This window comes from Chryseobacterium panacisoli, from assembly GCF_008274625.1.
Classification (GTDB): domain Bacteria; phylum Bacteroidota; class Bacteroidia; order Flavobacteriales; family Weeksellaceae; genus Chryseobacterium; species Chryseobacterium panacisoli.
Map to the genome: position 1 here is coordinate 558,773 of NZ_VTRU01000002.1, position 17,872 is coordinate 576,644.

Annotated in this window: 13 protein-coding genes and 1 riboswitch; of the genes, 11 read left to right on the forward strand and 2 right to left on the reverse strand. The window is 37.2% G+C overall.

The features are described from left to right. Positions 1 to 73: 73 nt before the first annotated feature. Positions 74 to 2,689, reverse strand: a complete 2,616-nt coding sequence (locus FW781_RS13065) for an MGH1-like glycoside hydrolase domain-containing protein (protein ID WP_149387803.1) — start codon at positions 2,687 to 2,689, stop codon at positions 74 to 76. A gap of 188 nt (positions 2,690 to 2,877) precedes the next feature. Next, positions 2,878 to 2,984: riboswitch (SAM riboswitch) on the forward strand. A 66-nt stretch (positions 2,985 to 3,050) separates the two neighbouring features. Between FW781_RS13065 and FW781_RS13070 the strand changes: the two genes are divergently transcribed. The 8 genes from FW781_RS13070 (at position 3,051) to metF (ending at position 13,022) form a co-directional block, all read left to right on the forward strand. After that, a complete protein-coding gene (locus tag FW781_RS13070; protein ID WP_149387804.1) occupies positions 3,051 to 3,995 on the forward strand; it encodes an alpha/beta fold hydrolase in 945 nt (314 codons plus the stop codon). Continuing rightward, positions 3,995 to 5,533, forward strand: coding sequence for an ACT domain-containing protein (locus FW781_RS13075; RefSeq protein ID WP_149387805.1), 1,539 nt, complete (start codon positions 3,995 to 3,997; stop codon positions 5,531 to 5,533). Before FW781_RS13070 ends, FW781_RS13075 begins: the two co-directional genes overlap by 1 nt. Positions 5,534 to 5,638: 105 nt before the next feature. Next, complete coding sequence (locus FW781_RS13080) at positions 5,639 to 6,799, forward strand: O-succinylhomoserine sulfhydrylase (RefSeq protein WP_149387806.1); 1,161 nt, start codon at positions 5,639 to 5,641, stop codon at positions 6,797 to 6,799. A 29-nt stretch (positions 6,800 to 6,828) separates the two neighbouring features. Further along, a complete protein-coding gene (locus FW781_RS13085) occupies positions 6,829 to 7,200 on the forward strand; it encodes a four helix bundle protein (RefSeq protein ID WP_149387807.1) in 372 nt (123 codons plus the stop codon). Next, positions 7,190 to 8,218, forward strand: a complete 1,029-nt coding sequence (locus FW781_RS13090) for a homocysteine S-methyltransferase family protein (protein ID WP_394349727.1) — start codon at positions 7,190 to 7,192, stop codon at positions 8,216 to 8,218. The genes FW781_RS13085 and FW781_RS13090 overlap by 11 nt, the downstream gene beginning before the upstream one ends. A gap of 83 nt (positions 8,219 to 8,301) precedes the next feature. Next, positions 8,302 to 9,393, forward strand: a complete 1,092-nt coding sequence (locus tag FW781_RS13095) for a fatty acid desaturase family protein (RefSeq protein ID WP_149387808.1) — start codon at positions 8,302 to 8,304, stop codon at positions 9,391 to 9,393. Between the two features lies 1 nt (position 9,394). Then, positions 9,395 to 12,055 (forward strand): methionine synthase, encoded by a 2,661-nt coding sequence (gene metH, locus FW781_RS13100; RefSeq protein WP_149387809.1) that lies wholly within the window; start codon positions 9,395 to 9,397, stop codon positions 12,053 to 12,055. A 7-nt stretch (positions 12,056 to 12,062) separates the two neighbouring features. Next, positions 12,063 to 13,022: a methylenetetrahydrofolate reductase [NAD(P)H] gene (gene metF / locus FW781_RS13105; RefSeq protein WP_123320601.1), complete on the forward strand. Its 960-nt coding sequence runs from the start codon at positions 12,063 to 12,065 to the stop codon at positions 13,020 to 13,022. A 50-nt stretch (positions 13,023 to 13,072) separates the two neighbouring features. On the opposite strand, the gene FW781_RS13110 is transcribed toward metF, so the two are convergent. Continuing rightward, positions 13,073 to 14,224 (reverse strand): hypothetical protein, encoded by a 1,152-nt coding sequence (locus FW781_RS13110; RefSeq protein ID WP_149387810.1) that lies wholly within the window; start codon positions 14,222 to 14,224, stop codon positions 13,073 to 13,075. 101 nt (positions 14,225 to 14,325) lie between these two features. Here FW781_RS13110 and folE point away from each other — a divergent pair, with 101 nt between their 5' ends. The 3 genes from folE to cysS all read left to right on the forward strand — a co-directional run bounded on the left by folE (position 14,326) and on the right by cysS (position 17,021). After that, on the forward strand, positions 14,326 to 14,994 hold the full coding sequence (folE, locus tag FW781_RS13115) for a GTP cyclohydrolase I FolE (RefSeq protein WP_047376638.1): 669 nt from the start codon (positions 14,326 to 14,328) through the stop codon (positions 14,992 to 14,994). 3 nt (positions 14,995 to 14,997) lie between these two features. Then, entirely contained in the window at positions 14,998 to 15,429 is a 432-nt protein-coding gene (locus FW781_RS13120) for a DinB family protein (protein WP_149387811.1), read from the forward strand. A 125-nt stretch (positions 15,430 to 15,554) separates the two neighbouring features. After that, entirely contained in the window at positions 15,555 to 17,021 is a 1,467-nt protein-coding gene (cysS, locus tag FW781_RS13125; protein WP_149387812.1) for a cysteine--tRNA ligase, read from the forward strand. Positions 17,022 to 17,872: the final 851 nt, after the last annotated feature.

Here is a 17,872-nt window from a genome sequence, read left to right on the forward strand (position 1 = left end):
GAAAAGCCGGATGATTCATCCGGCTTTTTTATGGCTCATTACCTATTATTCATTACCTATTATTCATTGCTGATTAGAAGGTAAGTCTAGGCTTTATCAGTTTCGCCACGGTGGCAGTCCATCCTGTCTGGTGGGAAGCACCTACACCACGGCCATTATCTCCATGGAAATATTCAAAGAAGGTAATATAATCTCTGAAATGTTCATCATAATTAAATTTCGGATTGCCTCCGTTGAAAGCTCTTTGCCCATGTTCATCCTTTAAAAATATAGAGCAAAGCCTTTTGCTGATATTCTGGGCCACTTCATCAAGGTTTCTTTTGTCGCCACTTCCTGTTGGGAGTTCTACTTTAAGACTGTTTCCATAATAATAATGGAAACGTTGTAAACTTTCCACGATCAGGAAATTGATAGGAAACCATATGGGGCCGCGCCAGTTGCTGTTCCCTCCAAACATCCGGCTGTCGCTTTCTGCGGGAGTATAATATACCATATTTTCAGCTCCATGCACAGAGAATACAAAAGGATTTTCTTCATATACTTTAGACATCGCACGGATTCCGTAAGAACTTAGAAACTCTTTTTCATCAAGCATTCTTGTGAGAACTTTTGTTAATCTGTTTTTACGTAAAATACTCATCAGATGTTTTCTGCCCTGGCCTTCCTCATCCCAATGAGAAACGAGCTTGGTGAGTTCCGGTTTGTTTTTTAGAATCCATTCCATTCTGGTTTTAAAATTGGGCATCTTTTCCAACAACCTGTGGTCTACAATTTCTACCGCGAATAATGGAATTAAGCCAACAATACTTCTTAATTTCAAAGAAACACTGTCTCCGTTTCCAAGTTGCAATACATCGTAGAAAAATCCGTCTTCTTCATTCCACAAACCTTTCGTTCCTTCACCCAGATTTTCCATAGCTTCAGCGATATAAAGATAATGTTCAAAAAACTTGATCGCCATATCTTCATATACCTGATAGTATTGGGCAAGTTCCATGGCAATACGCATCATATTCAATGCATACATCGCCATCCAGCTTGTTCCGTCTGCCTGCTCAAGATGTTGACCGTCTTTTAATTCCATATTCCGGTCAAAGGCTCCGATATTATCAAGACCAAGGAAACCTCCACCAAAGATGTTTTTACCATTTTTATCCTTTCTGTTGACCCACCATGTAAAATTGAGTAACAACTTCTGAAAAACTTTCTCTAAGAATAGCAAATCCGGTTTGCCATTATTCTTTTCATCAATCTTAAAAACACGGAAGCAGGACCATGCATGTACAGGCGGATTCACATCGCTCATGTTCCACTCATAGGCGGGAAGTTGTCCGTTAGGATGCATGTACCATTCTTTAGTAAGCAATAAAAGTTGCCCTTTGGCAAATTCTGCATCTATGATAGAAAAAGGAACACAGTGAAAAGCAAGATCCCAGGTAGCATACCATGGATATTCCCATTTGTCAGGCATAGAAATAATGTCCTTATTGTGAAGGTGGTTCCATTCCGTATTTCTTACATATTCATTGAAGTTTCTTGGTGCTTCAAAGTTGGGATCACCTTTCAGCCATTTTCCGATATTGTAATGATAGAATTGTTTATTCCAGAGAAGCCCGGCAAAAGCCTGTCTCTGAACATTTCTTTCGTCTTCATTGACGGTATCATTCTGAATGTCATTATAAAATTCTTCCGCTTCAGCTTGGCGGATATTAAAAATAGTATCAAAATTTTCAAACGGTGCATCCGTTTCGTCAGGGCATAGTCTGAATTCAAAAATTTTAGATTCTCCTGCTTCTACAACTTCATCAATCAGAAAAGAAGCTTTTGTACCCTTTTTTTCAGGGTTTATAGTGTCTCCCTGATGAATAATGAAATTATTGATGCCATCTTTAAAATACATTCCCTCCGTTTTAGGAGTTCCGTAAAGCCTGGCCGTATTGGTTTCGTTGTTACAAAATATACTTTGTGCGTTTGAATGTCGGGAATAGAATTTTTTGATAGAAATGCTGTCATGTCCAATATTAATACTTCCGTCCTGAGAAGCATTCATTTCTGCTTTATAAGTATTGTATCCCCATTTCCAGTTGTTTCTGAACCATGCAGTAGGGGCTACTACAATGGGAGCATCATGCTGGCTTCGGTTACAGACGGTTACTCTGGCCAGGATATCGTTGTGATCAGCTTTACAATACTCAATGAAAATATCAAAATACTCGTCATTATCAAAAATTCCGGTATCGAAAATCTCATATTCCGGTTCCTTTTTACTTCGTCTTCCGTTTTCCGTTAGAAGTTCATCATAAGGAAACTCATTGATAGGATATTTGTACACCATTTTCATGTAGCTGTGAGTAGGTGTATTATCCAGATAATAAAAGATTTCTTTGATGTCTTCACCATGATTTCCCTGAGGGTTGCTCAGTCCGAAGAACCGTTCTTTTATCATTTTATCTTTTCTGTTCCAAAATGAAAAAGCAAAACAGAACAATTGTTTTACGTCAGAAATTCCAGCGATGCCTTCCTCTCCCCAGCGGTAAGCATAGCTCTCGGCATTATGATGATTGGTAAAATCCCAGGCATTCCCGTTTGAGCTGTAATCTTCGCGTACATTTCCCCACTGTCGGTTGCTTACATACGGTCCCCAGTTTTTCCATTTGGTATCTTGTAATCTTTCTTTTTCGGCGGTCATATCTCATCATTTTTCCATACGAAGTTAGTTTTTTTGAAAAATAATTCCAATTTTTTTCATCTGAACAATTATTAACATGGTCTTGAAATACTTGTATTTAAAGGCTTTTTTAAATATTAAAATAATTTTTTTTTGAAATTAAAAGAAAAGAACTACCTTTGCATCATTCGTTCATTCAAATATTGAAAATGTTATCAAGAAAGGTTGAGGGATTAGACCCTATGAAACCTTAGCAACCCTTTGCGCAAGCAAAGAAGGTGCTACGTTCTACCAAAGTATTTTGGACAGATAACTTACTGAAGTTCTTTTCAGCCATTTCCTGTGGCATTTTCAATTGTATTTGTATTAAAATATAATAGAATTGAAAACAGAACTAAACTATATAAATCTTTCGTATCAAACTTATTCCCAAAAGGAATACGATATCCCGTTGAGCTATCAGCTCTTTGGGAAAGACCTGTTTACAGCACCCATTATTTTAATCAATCATGCACTTACCGGAAACTCAGATGTATCCGGTGAAAAAGGCTGGTGGAAACAATTGGCAGGAAACAATCAGGTGGTTGATACCGATCAATATACAGTTCTGTGCTTCAACATACCCGGAAACGGATATGATGATTTTTTAATTGAAAACTATGAAGATTTCACACCTGCAGATATCGCTGCGATATTTCTGAAAGGGCTTGAAGCTCTGCATATCAAAAACCTATACGCCATTATTGGAGGCTCTCTGGGAGGAGGGATTGCCTGGGAAATGCTTGCTAAGCAGCCGGATCTCGCAGAAATATTTATTCCCATTGCCTGTGATTACAGAACACACGACTGGCTTCATGCACAATGCCTGGTTCAGAAATTTTTATTGAATGATAAAGAAGAACCATTACAAAAAGCAAGAATTCATGCTATGCTGTGTTACAGAACGCCGCAGTCGCTCAATGACAGATTTCAAAATCAATATAACCAGGACAAGCAACGCCTGGAATCAGAAGACTGGTTGGTTTATCATGGTAATGCACTAAACGAAAGGTTTAGTTTAAAAGCATACAGACTGATGAATCATCTCTTAATGAATATAAACACTGAAGAAACAGCACTGGAGATAATAGAGGCACGAATGCACATGATCTCCGTAGATACAGACTTATTCTTTCCTGCTTCTGAAATCCGAATGTGTTTTGAAAACCTAAAAGAGAAAAATAAGGATGTTTCTTATCATGAGATCCAATCTATACACGGGCATGATGCCTTCCTAATGGAATATCAACAATTAAATAATATCATTAAAAACATTTTACAGAAGTAATGAAAAATGCTAACGAAATAAAATTTTTGAAGAACAGATCAATCATCAAATTTGAAGGAGAAGATTTCTTGGGAGAAATCGGGATTGACGGACGAATTTTTAAAGCGCTTACCTTAGCGCGTATCAGTGTAGGAGTAATTTCCCAGCAAGCCGTAGAAAACGGGATTTCTATCTTGGTTCAGGCAAATGATGCAGAAAAAGCAGTAGCTTGTCTTATTGATGAATTTGAAGCAGAAAGAAAATCTGGAAAAGTTTCTCAGATCTATAGTATCAATAATGTTTCTGTGATCGGTTTTGTGGCAGAAGATTTCAATAAAGTCTTTGCTGAGCTGGCAAGAAACAATGTTTTCCCATTGCTTTTAAACCAGGTGGCAGGAGAAAACAGAGTCAACATTGTCGTAACTTCTTCACAGGATGAAAAAACAAAAAACATCATAGAATCTGAAATTTTCAAAAAGCCCAAAACCGTTCATCTGGCGATCATTGGTCACGGAAATGTAGGAAAAACTTTGATAGAGCAGGTTCTGGAATCTTCAGAAGAGATTAAAAGACGCAAAAAAATAGACCTTAAAGTTGTGGCAGTAGCCAATTCAAAGAAAATCGCTTTCAACAAAAAAGGATTTGATGCGAATTGGAATGATGAGGTTTTAACTGCAGAACATCCTTCGAGTGTTCAGGAGCTAATTAATTTTTCCAACGAAAACCAGCTGGAGAACCTTATTGTTGTAGATAACACAGCAAGTAAGGATTTTGTGAAAAACTATCATGCTTTGGCAGAAAACGGATTCGATCTGGTTTCTTCAAACAAGATTTTTAATACCCTTCCGATTGAAGAATACAGAAAACTAAGATATACGTTGAATAAAAACAACAGGCGTTATCTGTACGAAACCAATGTGGGAGCAGGTTTACCATTAATTGATACCATCAAATTATTACACCTTTCAGGAGAAAATATCACGAGAATAAAAGGAGTATTCTCCGGAACATTAAGCTATGTTTTCAACAATTTTTCTTTGAGAGACGATAAATTTTCAACCATCATCAACGAAGCTTTGGAAAAAGGATACACAGAACCGGATCCGAGAGAAGATTTATCAGGAAATGATGTAGCAAGAAAATTATTGATTCTGGCAAGAGAATTAGACTTAATCAATGAATTCGGAGATATCAAGATTCAAAATCTGGTTCCGGAAAGTCTGCTTGAGGTTTCAAAATCGGAATTCCTTTCAAGACTTGAAGAACTGGACGAAGAGTATCAGAAAATAAAAGAAAATCAGGAGCCTGGACATGTACTGAGATATGTGGGTGATTTGCATGGTGATCTGCAGAAAGATAAAGGCGAGTTAGATGTAAAACTGATTTCTGTTCCGGCAACTTCAGCTTTAGGACAGTTAAAAGGCTCCGATTCAATTTTTGAGATTTACACAGAAAGCTATGGCGAAAATCCTATTGTTATTATGGGAGCCGGAGCCGGAGCACAGGTAACAGCCAGAGGAGTATTCGGAGATATTTTAAGAGTAAGTGAAACAAAATAATTTGTACAAAGTAAAATGTGCAATGTATCAATGCCGAAAGATTTATTTAACCACGTTTAAAATACGGACCACAGATACATTGTGCATTATTTAAATTAAAACTATATGGAAAATTTTGAAACATCAGCAATAAGAACCCAGACTGAAAGAACCCAGTTTGATGAGCATTCTACCCCATTATACCTTACTTCCAGTTTTATATTTCAGGATGCCGAGGATATGAGAGCAAGCTTTGCAGAAGAAAAACCTAAAAATTTATACAGCCGCTTCTCTAATCCAAACGTAACAGAATTTACAGATAAAATCGCTAAAATGGAAGGGGCAGAAGCCGGATATGCTTTTGCAACGGGAATGGCTGCCATCTATTCTACATTTGCTGCTTTATTGAATGCCGGAGATCATATCGTCAGCTGCCAGTCAGTTTTCGGATCTACACATACTTTATTTACCAAATATTTCCCGAAATGGAATATTGAAACCTCTTACTTCAAAGCAGAAGATGCAGAGAATGTTGAACAATATATCAAGCCCAATACAAAGATCTTATATCTTGAAACTCCTACCAATCCGGCTATTGAAATCCTGGATCTTGAGTTTTTCGGACAGATTGCAAAAAAGCATAACCTTATCTTTATTGTAGACAACTGTTTTGCAACACCTTATCTTCAGCAGCCGATAAAATATGGGGCAGATATCGTAGTACACTCAGCAACAAAACTGATTGACGGGCAGGGAAGAGTGCTGGGAGGAATAGCAGTAGGAAAAGAAGATCTGATCAGAGAAATTTATCTTTTCGCAAGAAACACAGGACCTGCATTATCTCCTTTTAATGCCTGGGTATTATCAAAAAGTTTAGAAACATTGGCGATCCGTGTAGAAAAGCACTGTGAGAACGCATTGAAAGTAGCTGAGTTTTTAGAAAGCCACCCGAATGTTGAACTGGTAAAATATCCATTCCTGAAATCCCATCCCAGTTATGAAGTAGCCAAAAAGCAAATGAAGCTTGGAGGAAATATCGTAGCATTTGAAATAAAGGGCGGAATAGAAGGCGGAAGAAACTTTTTAGATAAGATCCAAATGTGTTCGCTGTCTGCTAATTTAGGTGACACAAGAACGATCGTTACCCACCCGGCATCTACAACCCATTCTAAATTATCAGATGAGGAAAGGAATGAGGTAGGTATTACGGCAGGATTGGTTCGTTGCTCAGTAGGTTTGGAAAATGTAGAGGATATCATCGCAGATCTGAAACAGGCTTTAGATTAGTTAATCGTTGACAGTTTATGAAGAGCCAAATGGATAGAAACTACACAGAATTGGCAATTTGGATGGAAGGAAGAAAGTTGGTTAATCTAACGTATATCCTCACCACCAAATTTCCTAAAGAAGAATTATTGGCTTTAACGGGCCAGATAAGAAGATTGGCAACTTCCGTTTCGTTCAATATAACGGAAGGAAGTAAAAGGCAGAATCCCGAAGATACTTTACAGTTTCTACATATTGCCGGGAAATCTCTTTATAAACTGGAATCTCAATTCCATTGGGCTTCAGAGCAACAATATATCTCTAAAGAAGATTTTAAAATAATCAATAAAAAAATCCTCTTATGTAAAAAACTGGTCAGCGGATTTATAAACTGTTACAAATTGATAGAAAATGAAAAATAATATGCAAGACGCTCAGCTTTCAGCACTCAACGCCCAACTTCAGAAGAGAATTCTCGTTCTTGACGGAGCTATGGGAACAATGCTTCAGAGATACAAGTTTGAAGAAGAAGATTATCGTGGAGAGCGTTTCAAGGATTGGGAGCATCCGGTAAAAGGAAATAATGACCTTCTTTCTCTCACACAGCCTCAGGCGATTGAAGAAGTGCACAAGAAATACCTGGAAGCAGGAGCCGATATTATTGAAACCAATACATTCTCAGGAACTACCATTGCGATGGCAGATTATCACATGGAAGATCTGGTATACGAACTGAACTATGAATCTGCAAAAATTGCAAGAAAAGCCTGTGACGAATATACCGCGAAAAATCCGGACAAACCGAGATTCGTAGCAGGATCTATAGGGCCTACAAACAGAACAGCAAGTTTAAGTCCGGACGTTAATGATCCCGGATATAGAGCCATCACTTTTGAAGAATTGAGAGTCGCTTACAAGCAGCAGTGTGAAGCATTATTGGACGGAGGTTCAGATATTCTTTTGGTAGAAACCATCTTTGATACCCTGAATGCAAAAGCTGCTTTGTTTGCCATTGATGAACTACAGGATGAAAGAGGAATAAAAATTCCGATCATGGTGTCAGGAACCATTACCGATGCTTCAGGAAGAACGTTGAGCGGACAAACGGCAGAAGCTTTTCTGATCTCTGTTTCCCACCTGAATTTATTAAGTGTAGGTTTCAATTGTGCATTGGGAGCAGATCAGCTGACTCCTTATCTTGAAACTCTGGCTCATAATTCAGAATTCTACGTTTCAGCATACCCGAATGCAGGATTACCTAATGCTTTCGGAAAATATGATGAAACTCCTGAAGATATGGCAAGACAGATCAAAGAATATGTGGAAAAAGGATTGATCAATATTATCGGTGGATGCTGTGGGACAACTCCTGAGCATATAAAAGCGATTGCTGACCTGGTAGAGCAATATCCACCAAGAAAATTGAAGGAATTTGTGTGATTTGATAGATTTTTTTAATTAAAATCAAGAATGAAGGCTAAATTATAAATAGTAACTTTATGTAAACCACAAAGTTAAATATAATGGAAAAGCCAATTTACTTAAAAGATTCGGAGGATGTCAGATTATTTAATGAGTTGAGAAAGAAAGTGAACCAAAGAGTAGAAACCATTTCTGAGAACAGAGATATTTACATTCAGATCAAAGCGGTGGTACTGCCGCTGATCTATATTGGTTTGTATTTTCTGGCTGTTTTGAATGCTGAAAAACATTGGATCTATATTCTGAGTTTTGTTTTCATGGGAATTTCTTTGGTTTTAATTTATTTAAATCTAATCCACGAAGCGGCCCATAATAATATTTATAAAAGTAAAAAGCTGAATAATTTAGTCCTGCACATTTTTGATTTTATAGGGGCCAACTCCTATATCTGGAAAAAAAGACATATCGCAAGTCACCATGCCTATCCTAATGTGGATGGATGGGATACAGATATTGAGCAAAGCGGATTACTGTTAATCGTACCTTGGATCAAAGCAAAAGGAGTACAGAAGTATCAGGATAAGTTTTTCTTTTTAGTATATCCGTTGTATTTGTTCAATTGGATGTTTATAAGAGACTTCAGAGACTTCTTTGATAAGGAAAGAGTGATTTTAAAGACCCAGGGAAGAATACCTGTTGCAGAGAAAGTAAAAATGATAAACTATAAGCTGTTTTATTTCTTTTATCAGATTATAGTTCCTGTGATGTTCTTTAAAGTATCAATAGGGTTGGCTTTAGGAGCGTGGTTTTTACAGGTAATTTCAGCAAGTATTTTTGCATTGTTTGTTTTACTGCCTTTGCATCCGCTTCCTGATAATGCCTTTCCAAAATTAAATAAAGAAAATGGTCTGCCGTTTAGCTGGCTTCGTCATCAGTTTGAAGTGACCAATGATTTAAAAGAAAATAACTGGTTGGTAAGGAATATGTTGGGAAATTTTAATTTTCATGTAGCACATCATCTGTTTCCAAACTACAGTTATATGTATTACAACGAGATCACAGAGGAAATTGAAGAATTTGCCAGAAAATATGATCTGGCATATAAAAGATTTCCATTGTTGACAGCTTTAAGCAAGCATAGGGATTTATTGAGACAGAATGCCAATAATGCCTACTATATTTTAGAAGAATAAAATGAAATATTTAAGATTATCAGGCCTTGAGCCTCTTATCATAACGCCGGAGAGTAATTTCATCAATGTTGGTGAAAGGACGAATGTTGCCGGGTCCAAAAAATTTTTAAGACTGATCAAAGAGGAAAAATTCTCTGAAGCATTAGATATTGCCCGCCATCAGGTAGAAGGAGGTGCCCAGATTCTGGATGTTAACTTTGATGATGGATTGATTGATGGAAAAGCGTCCATGATCAAATTTCTGAACTTAATCGCCTCTGAACCGGATATCGCAAGAATCCCGATCATGGTAGACTCTTCCAAATGGGAAATTCTTGAAGCCGGTCTTCAGGTAGCGCAGGGAAAATGTGTGGTAAATTCTATCAGCTTAAAAGAAGGCGAGGAAGAATTTATCAAACATGCCAAAGCGATTAAAAGATACGGAGCTGCAGTTATTGTAATGGCATTTGATGAGGTAGGGCAGGCTGACAGTTTTGACCGGAGAATTGAAATTTCAAAACGTTCTTATGATATCTTAGTCAACCAGCTTGGCTTTCCGGCAGAAGATATCATTTTCGACTTGAATATCTTTCCGGTGGCAACGGGAATGGATGAGCACAGAAGAAATGCCATCGACTTTATTGAAGCTACACGCTGGGTAAGACAAAATCTTCCTTATGCATCCGTAAGTGGAGGAGTGAGCAATGTTTCCTTCTCTTTCCGTGGAAATGATACCGTGAGAGAAGCCATGCACTCAGTATTTCTTTATCACGCCATTCAGGCAGGAATGAACATTGGTATTGTAAACCCAGCGATGCTGGAGGTTTATGACGAGATCAATAAAGAATTACTTGAGCTTGTAGAAGATGTAATCCTGGATAAAAGAGAAGATGCTACAGAAAGACTTCTCGATTATTCAGAAAAGCACAAATCGGTTAAAAAAGAAAAAACCGAAGATTTAGAATGGAGAAACAATCCATTACAGGAAAGAATTACGTATGCACTGGTAAAAGGTATCGACCGTTTTATTGAAGAAGATGTAGAAGAAGCAAGACAATCAGCAGCAAGACCACTTCATGTTATAGAAATCAATCTGATGACCGGAATGGGAGTTGTAGGAGATTTATTTGGAAGCGGAAAAATGTTCTTACCTCAGGTTGTAAAGTCAGCAAGGGTAATGAAAAAAGCGGTGGCTTATTTACAGCCTTTTATTGAAGCAGAAAAAGACGGATCAAGACCGGCTAATGGTAAAATCTTAATGGCAACTGTAAAAGGAGACGTTCATGATATCGGTAAAAATATTGTGAGCGTTGTTCTGGGGTGCAATAACTATGAGATTGTTGACCTTGGAGTAATGGTTCCTGCTGAAAAGATTATTCAGACAGCTATTGCAGAAAAAGTAGACGTTATAGGATTAAGCGGGTTGATTACACCAAGCTTGGATGAGATGGTGTATATCGCTTCAGAATTAGAAAGACAAAATTTAGATTTTCCTCTATTAATTGGGGGTGCTACAACTTCAAAGGCGCATACCGCAGTGAAAATCGATTTAAAATATAAAAATGCAGTCGTTCACGTGAATGATGCATCAAGAGCTGTAAACGTAGTAAGTTCATTATTGGGTGACAGAAATAAAGAATATGTTTCAGATTTAAAGAATGACTATTCCGACTTCAGAGAAAAGTTCCTGAACAGACAGGTTGATAAAGATTATGTTTCCATAGAAGAAGCAAGAGAAAATCATTTTAAAATAGATTGGGAAAATGAAGAAATTTTCACCCCGAACTCTATAGGAATAAAGGTTATCGAAAATCAGGATTTGAGGGAACTTCTTCCTTTCATCGACTGGTCACCGTTTTTCAGAAGCTGGGATCTTCACGGTAAATATCCGAATATCCTGGAAGATGAGGTGGTAGGAGCTCAGGCGAAAGAATTATTCAAGGATGCTCAGGTTATTCTAAAGAGAATTCTCGATGAAAAGCTATTGACGGCAAAAGCCATCTTCGGAATTTTTAAAGCCAATTCAAACGAATCTGATGATATCTTAATTTTTGATGAAAATAATAATGAACAGGCTAAGTTCTTAACCTTAAGACAGCAGGCTCAAAGATCAAAAGGAAAAGAATATCTGGCTCTAAGTGATTTTATCGCTCCTCAAAGCTCAGGAAAGACTGATTACGTGGGAGCATTTTGTGTAACCACCGGATTTGGAACCGATGAATTGTCCAGTGAATATGAAAAAGCTAATGATGACTATAATTCCATTATGGTAAAAGCATTGGCCGACCGTTTTGCAGAGGCCTATGCTGAATTCTTACACAAAAAAGTAAGAACAGAATACTGGGGATATGCCAATCAGGAAAACTTAAGCAACGAAGAGCTTATTGCTGAAAAATACAAAGGAGTGCGCCCGGCGCCAGGATATCCGGCTTGTCCTGACCATCTGGAAAAGAAAACAATCTGGGATCTTTTAAAAGTGGAAGAAAATACAGGAGTTTTCCTTACAGAAAGCCTTGCCATGTTTCCAACAGCATCCGTTTCCGGATATTATTTCGGAAGCCCGCATGCCAAATATTTCGGATTAGGAAAAATTACAGAAGACCAGCTTAAAGATTATGCAGCAAGAAGAGGTTGTAGCATCCAGGAAGCGAGAAAATGGTTGTCACCCAATTTAGCAGATTAACATTGACATGAAGATAACAGAACACATTAAAAACGCAAATGGAAAAACTTTGTTCTCCTTAGAAGTTGTTCCGCCACAAAAAGGAATCGGGATTGAAGACCTTTACACTAATATAGATCCGTTGATGGAATTCAAACCACCTTTCATTGATGTTACAACATCCAGAGAAGAATATATCTATCTGGACAAAGGAAATGGTCTGATGGAACGCCGCATCACAAGAATGCGCCCTGGAACCTTAGGAATTTGTGCTGCCATTCAGCATAAATATAATGTTGATACAGTACCACACCTTCTTTGTGGAGGATTTACGAAAGAAGAAACAGAATATCTGTTGGTAGACTGTATGTATCTCGGGATAGATAATGTGATGGCTCTAAGAGGAGATGCTATGAAAGGACATCAGTATTTTGAACCTACCCAGGGAGGACATGCGAGTGCTATGGATCTTGTGGACCAGATCAATAATCTTGGAAGAGGAAAATATCTTCATAATGAAGAGCAGGTTTGTGATGAGCTTAATAAGTTCTGCATCGGTGTTGCCGGATACCCTGAAAAACATATGGAAGCCCCTTCCATGAATTACGATCTGAAATGGTTGAAACAAAAAGTAGATGCCGGAGCAGATTATATCGTTACCCAAATGTTTTTCGACAATAAAAAGTATATTGAATTCGTTCAGAAAGCAAGAGAAATGGGAATTACCGTTCCTATTATTCCGGGGATAAAACCCATTGCGACCAAAAAACATTTGAAAATCCTTCCGCAGGTCTTCAAAATAGATCTTCCCGAAGAGCTGATCAATGAGGTAGAAAATGCAAAAAATAATGAGGCTGTAAAGCAGATCGGAGTAGAGTGGGCCATTGCTCAATGCAAAGAATTGCTGGATTTTGGAGTTCCTGTTCTGCACTTTTACTCAATGGGAAAGAGTGATAACATCAAAAAAGTAGCTGGTGAGCTATTCTAATAAAAGTACCAAAATGAAGGAACCCCTGTGAATTTTCACAGGGGTTTATTTTATAATATAGGATGTCTCTCAAACTCCTTATTTCTGTCAAACAGATACCGGTAGGTAGCCAGCTTTCGCGTTACTGTGGTATCCAGAGTTTCTGCAATCTTAATCATTTTAGGATTGAAATCACCAATCCACTGTAGTTCTGTAATCTTAAAATCCGTATGTTTTCTCAAATACTGGGTTCCTTCCCAGATCATATATCCGTCAATACCCTTTTTTTGCCATTCCGGAACTACACCAAAAACAAGTCCAACCATTTTCTCATTCTTCTTAAATCGTTTTAGGAACAAGAACTTGAGTTTTTCAAAAAGTCCGAACTTTCCATTCAAATATTTAAACCACTGGTTGAGGTCAGGAATGTTGATCCACATGGCAATCGGTTTCTCATTTTCATATACAAACCAGGAGATATGCTCATTGATAATAGGTTTCATGGTATTGAACATTTTCAGAACCTTTGCCTCTTCCAGATGTTTTCCTTCCCCGTGGCAAGCCCATGCCTTATTATAGACTTCAGTGAAATCTTTTGCAAACTTGGCCAGGTTATTCTTTTTCATAGGCTGGGCTGAAATAGCAGGATTTCTTCTGTTCTTTTCATGGGCAATGGTAAAGATCCTCGAAACCTCTGCAAAAACAGGTCTGGTAAAACAAAGCTGCTCAAAATAAATCTCAAACCCATAATTTTCAAAAAGATCTTTATAGTAAGGGAAATTGTAATTCATTCCAAACAAAGGCTCAATATACCCTTCAATGAGAAGTCCCCAGAATTTGTCCCTTTCCCCAAAATTAATTGGGCCGTCCATAGCTTCCATTCCTTTTTCCTGAAGCCAGTTTTTACAATAGTCAAAAATAAAATTGGCTGTTTCCTGATCATTGATACAGTCGAAAAAACCAATTCCCCCGGTAGGTTGCTTCTGCTCATAACAATGGTTAATGAAAACAGCTACTTTACCAATCGTTTTATGATTCTTTTTAAATAGGAATCTTTTACACTCTCCATTTTTAAAGAATTTATTCTTTTCAGGATCAAAAATCTCCTCAATATACTTATCTAAAGGACGGATATAATTTTTGTCGTGTTTATAAAGTTGAGCAGGGAATTCCAGAAATTCCCTTTTATGGTGTTTATTTTGTACTTCCTCGACAATAATCATAGGCTTTTTAATCAGAAATGGCTATAAAAGATAATGTTTTTCACCTTATTTGAAATAGAGAAATAGATATTATCCGTATTTTTGCTGCAAATTAAATAAAAATGGTTGATTTTACTGATAACGACGATGATATTTTCACAGGAAAAGAACATACGCCTATAAGGAAAGATGCTTTTGATAAATCGCCACAGGAAAAAATAGAAAAAATTACTGAGCTTTTTGGCGAGATTATGGAAACATTGGGTATGGATATGACAGATGATTCTCTGAAAGATTCTCCCAGACGTGTTGCCAAAATGTATGTGAACGAGATTTTCGGAGGACTTCTTCCCGAAAATAAACCGGGAATTTCCACTTTTTCCAATAAATACAAATACCGCCAGATGCTGGTGGAAAAAGATATCACTGTATATTCTTTCTGTGAACATCACTTCTTACCTATCATAGGAAGAGCCCATGTTGCTTATATTTCCAATGGAGAAGTAATAGGCCTTTCAAAAATCAATAGAATTGTTGATTATTATGCGAAAAGACCACAGGTTCAGGAAAGACTTACCATGCAGATTGTAGATGCTTTGAAAGAAGCTTTGGGAACAAAAGACGTTGCTTGTATTATTGATGCAAAACACCTTTGTGTCAACTGCAGAGGAATAAAAGATACAGCAAGTTCTACTATTACTGCTGAGCTAAGTGGTATTTTCAGAACAAATCCTATTACAAGACAGGAATTCCTGCATTACGTAGGAAGCCATGCAAAACTAGATTATTAATCAATGAACTACCAAATTCTTAAAAATATTATTGATGCCGAACTTCAGAGATTTCAAAATATCCCTGAAGAAGAATGGTCATACAAAAGCTCTCAAGAAAAATGGTCTAAAAAAGAAATTATAGGCCATCTTTGTGACAGTGCTTTAACAAATATCCGTAGATTTGTCGTAACCCAATATAAAGAGAACGAAAATATCGTATATGATCAGAATATCTGGGTAAAAGCTCAGAATTATCAGAATGTTCCTACTTTTGATCTTATTGATCTGTGGAAGTCTTTGAACTATCAGATTGTTCATGTAGTAGAAAATATTCCCGATGAAGCATTACAGAGAACCTGTGATACAACCAAAACAGAATCTCAGGTTTTTACATTGGAGTTTATTGTTAATGATTATGTAGATCACCTACAACATCATTTAAAAGCGATTTAATTATGATAAAATTTAAAAAAGTTTCAAATAAGATTTTTATCACAACAATTATTTGTTGTGACAAAAGTAATTTTTAACTAATTTTTGAATCTTTAAAACTATTAAATCTTTTAACTTAAAAATAAATGCAATTAAAAATATATAACTCCCTTACAGCGGAAAAAGAAATATTCAAACCTATTTTAGAAGGAAATGTCGGAATGTATGTCTGTGGACCTACAGTGTACAGCAATGTGCATTTAGGAAACGTGAGAACTTTCCTTTCCTTCGATTTTATCTACCGTACCCTGACCCATTTGGGGTATAAAGTAAGATATGTAAGAAATATTACTGATGCTGGGCATCTTACCGATGATGGGAATGTAGATAACGACAGATTCGTAAAGCAAACCAGACTTGAAAAGCTGGAGCCCATGGAAATTGTACAGAAATATACAGTGGATTTCCATAAAGTCCTGGATATGTTCAATCTTTTACCACCCAATATCGAGCCTACAGCAACAGGACATATTGTAGAACAGATTGAATTGACTCAAAAGCTGATTGAAAGAGGCTTTGCTTACGAAAGCAATGGTTCAGTATACTTCGATGTATTAGAATACAACAAAAGAGGATTGAACTATGGCGAACTTTCAAAACGTAATATAGAAGAACTTTTCGCCAATACAAGAGACCTTGACGGGCAGGGAGAAAAGAAAAACCCGCAGGATTTTGCATTGTGGAAAAAAGCATCTCCGGCTCACATTATGAGATGGAATTCCCCTTGGGGAGAAGGTTTTCCAGGATGGCACCTTGAATGTACTGCAATGAGTACGAAGTATTTAGGTGAAACATTTGATATCCATGGAGGAGGAATGGACCTTAAATTCCCTCACCACGAATGTGAAATTGCACAAGGAAAAGCTTGTAATGATGCAGCACCGGTAAACTACTGGATGCATGCCAATATGTTGACAATGAATTCTCAGCGTATGAGCAAATCTACAGGGAACTATATCCTTCCGATGCAGTTGGTTACAGGAGATAATGACTTCTTTGAAAAACCTTTCCACCCTTCAATTGTACGTTTCTGCTTCCTGCAGGCACACTACAGAAGTGTTTTGGATATTTCAAACGACGCAATGATAGCCAGCGAAAAAGGATTCATCAGATTGATGGAAGCGGTGAAAGTATTGAACTCAATTACCCCTTATGATACCAAACAATCCGGTTTTAGTCTGAAAGAATGGAAAGATAAAGCATATGAAGCTTTAACAGATGATTTCAATTCACCAATCCTGATTGCTCACCTGTTTGAAGCAGTGAAATATATCTTTGCTTTGAACGATGGTAAAGAAACAATTTCAACTGCAGATCTTGAAGATCTAAAGTCAACATTAAATGCCCTTATCTTTGATGTTTTAGGATTGCAGACTGTAGAAGAAAATAATAATGAAAAGCTTGATCAGACCCTGAAGGTTTTGATCGAATTGAGAAATCAGGCTAGAAAATCCAAAAATTTTGATCTTTCAGATCAGATCAGAGATAAATTGCTTGCAGAAGGAATCGAGTTAAAAGACGGAAGAGACGGAACATCATACGTTCTGAACTAAAATATAACTTCGTTTTATACCCATTCCGTAGGAGTCCCACATTTAGGATTCTTACGGAATGTTTTTTTTTGGAACCATCTCGGAAAATATATCTTATATTATATATGATTTTTTTTTTCAGGAGCATTTTCCTGCTATCCATTCATACTCCTCGCGCCCGTGCTTTCCCACATCCAACCCGATTCCTTTCAAAGACAAGCTGTGGGGTACCCATTTCTATCAGGGCTAGGGGTGAGACGAATTATAAATTATGAGTTATGAATTATGAGTTGTGGACTCCGGGGTTCGAGTTCCGGGTTTCGCGTTACGTTTTCTGGAGTTCTGCTTAATACAGGTTCATTATATTCAATAGGAATGATTTTATCCTTTTTTCATTAAAAGCTCTCCATGATCATCTGCGCAAATCTGTGTCCTCTGTGGTTAAACCAATTCAATAGAAATGGTCTTTGGTCTGTTTTCATCAAAAGCTCTCCATGATCATCTGCGAAAATCCGTGCCCTCTGCGGTTAAACCAATATTCATTCAATAGGAACGGGCTTTAGCCCGTTTTCATCAAGCATTCCCTCTTCCTATGGCTTTAGCCCAACTTATTTTTTATCCTATATAGTAGAATGTATCTTTCGTTACCCATTACCATTACCCATGATTCCCTTCACGCTCCAACCCTCAAATTCTCCCACTCTCCAACCCATCCTTCATTCTTCCAAACAAATGTTTAAAATTTTTGTTCCTGCGTTCCAGTGGATTAGGGATTAATATTACGTAAAGGTAAAATTTATGTTAAATAAAGTTGTTTTGCGTTGTTATAAGTTGTTATCTTTGCCCCACTGAAAAACGAGAGAGATTCGGTA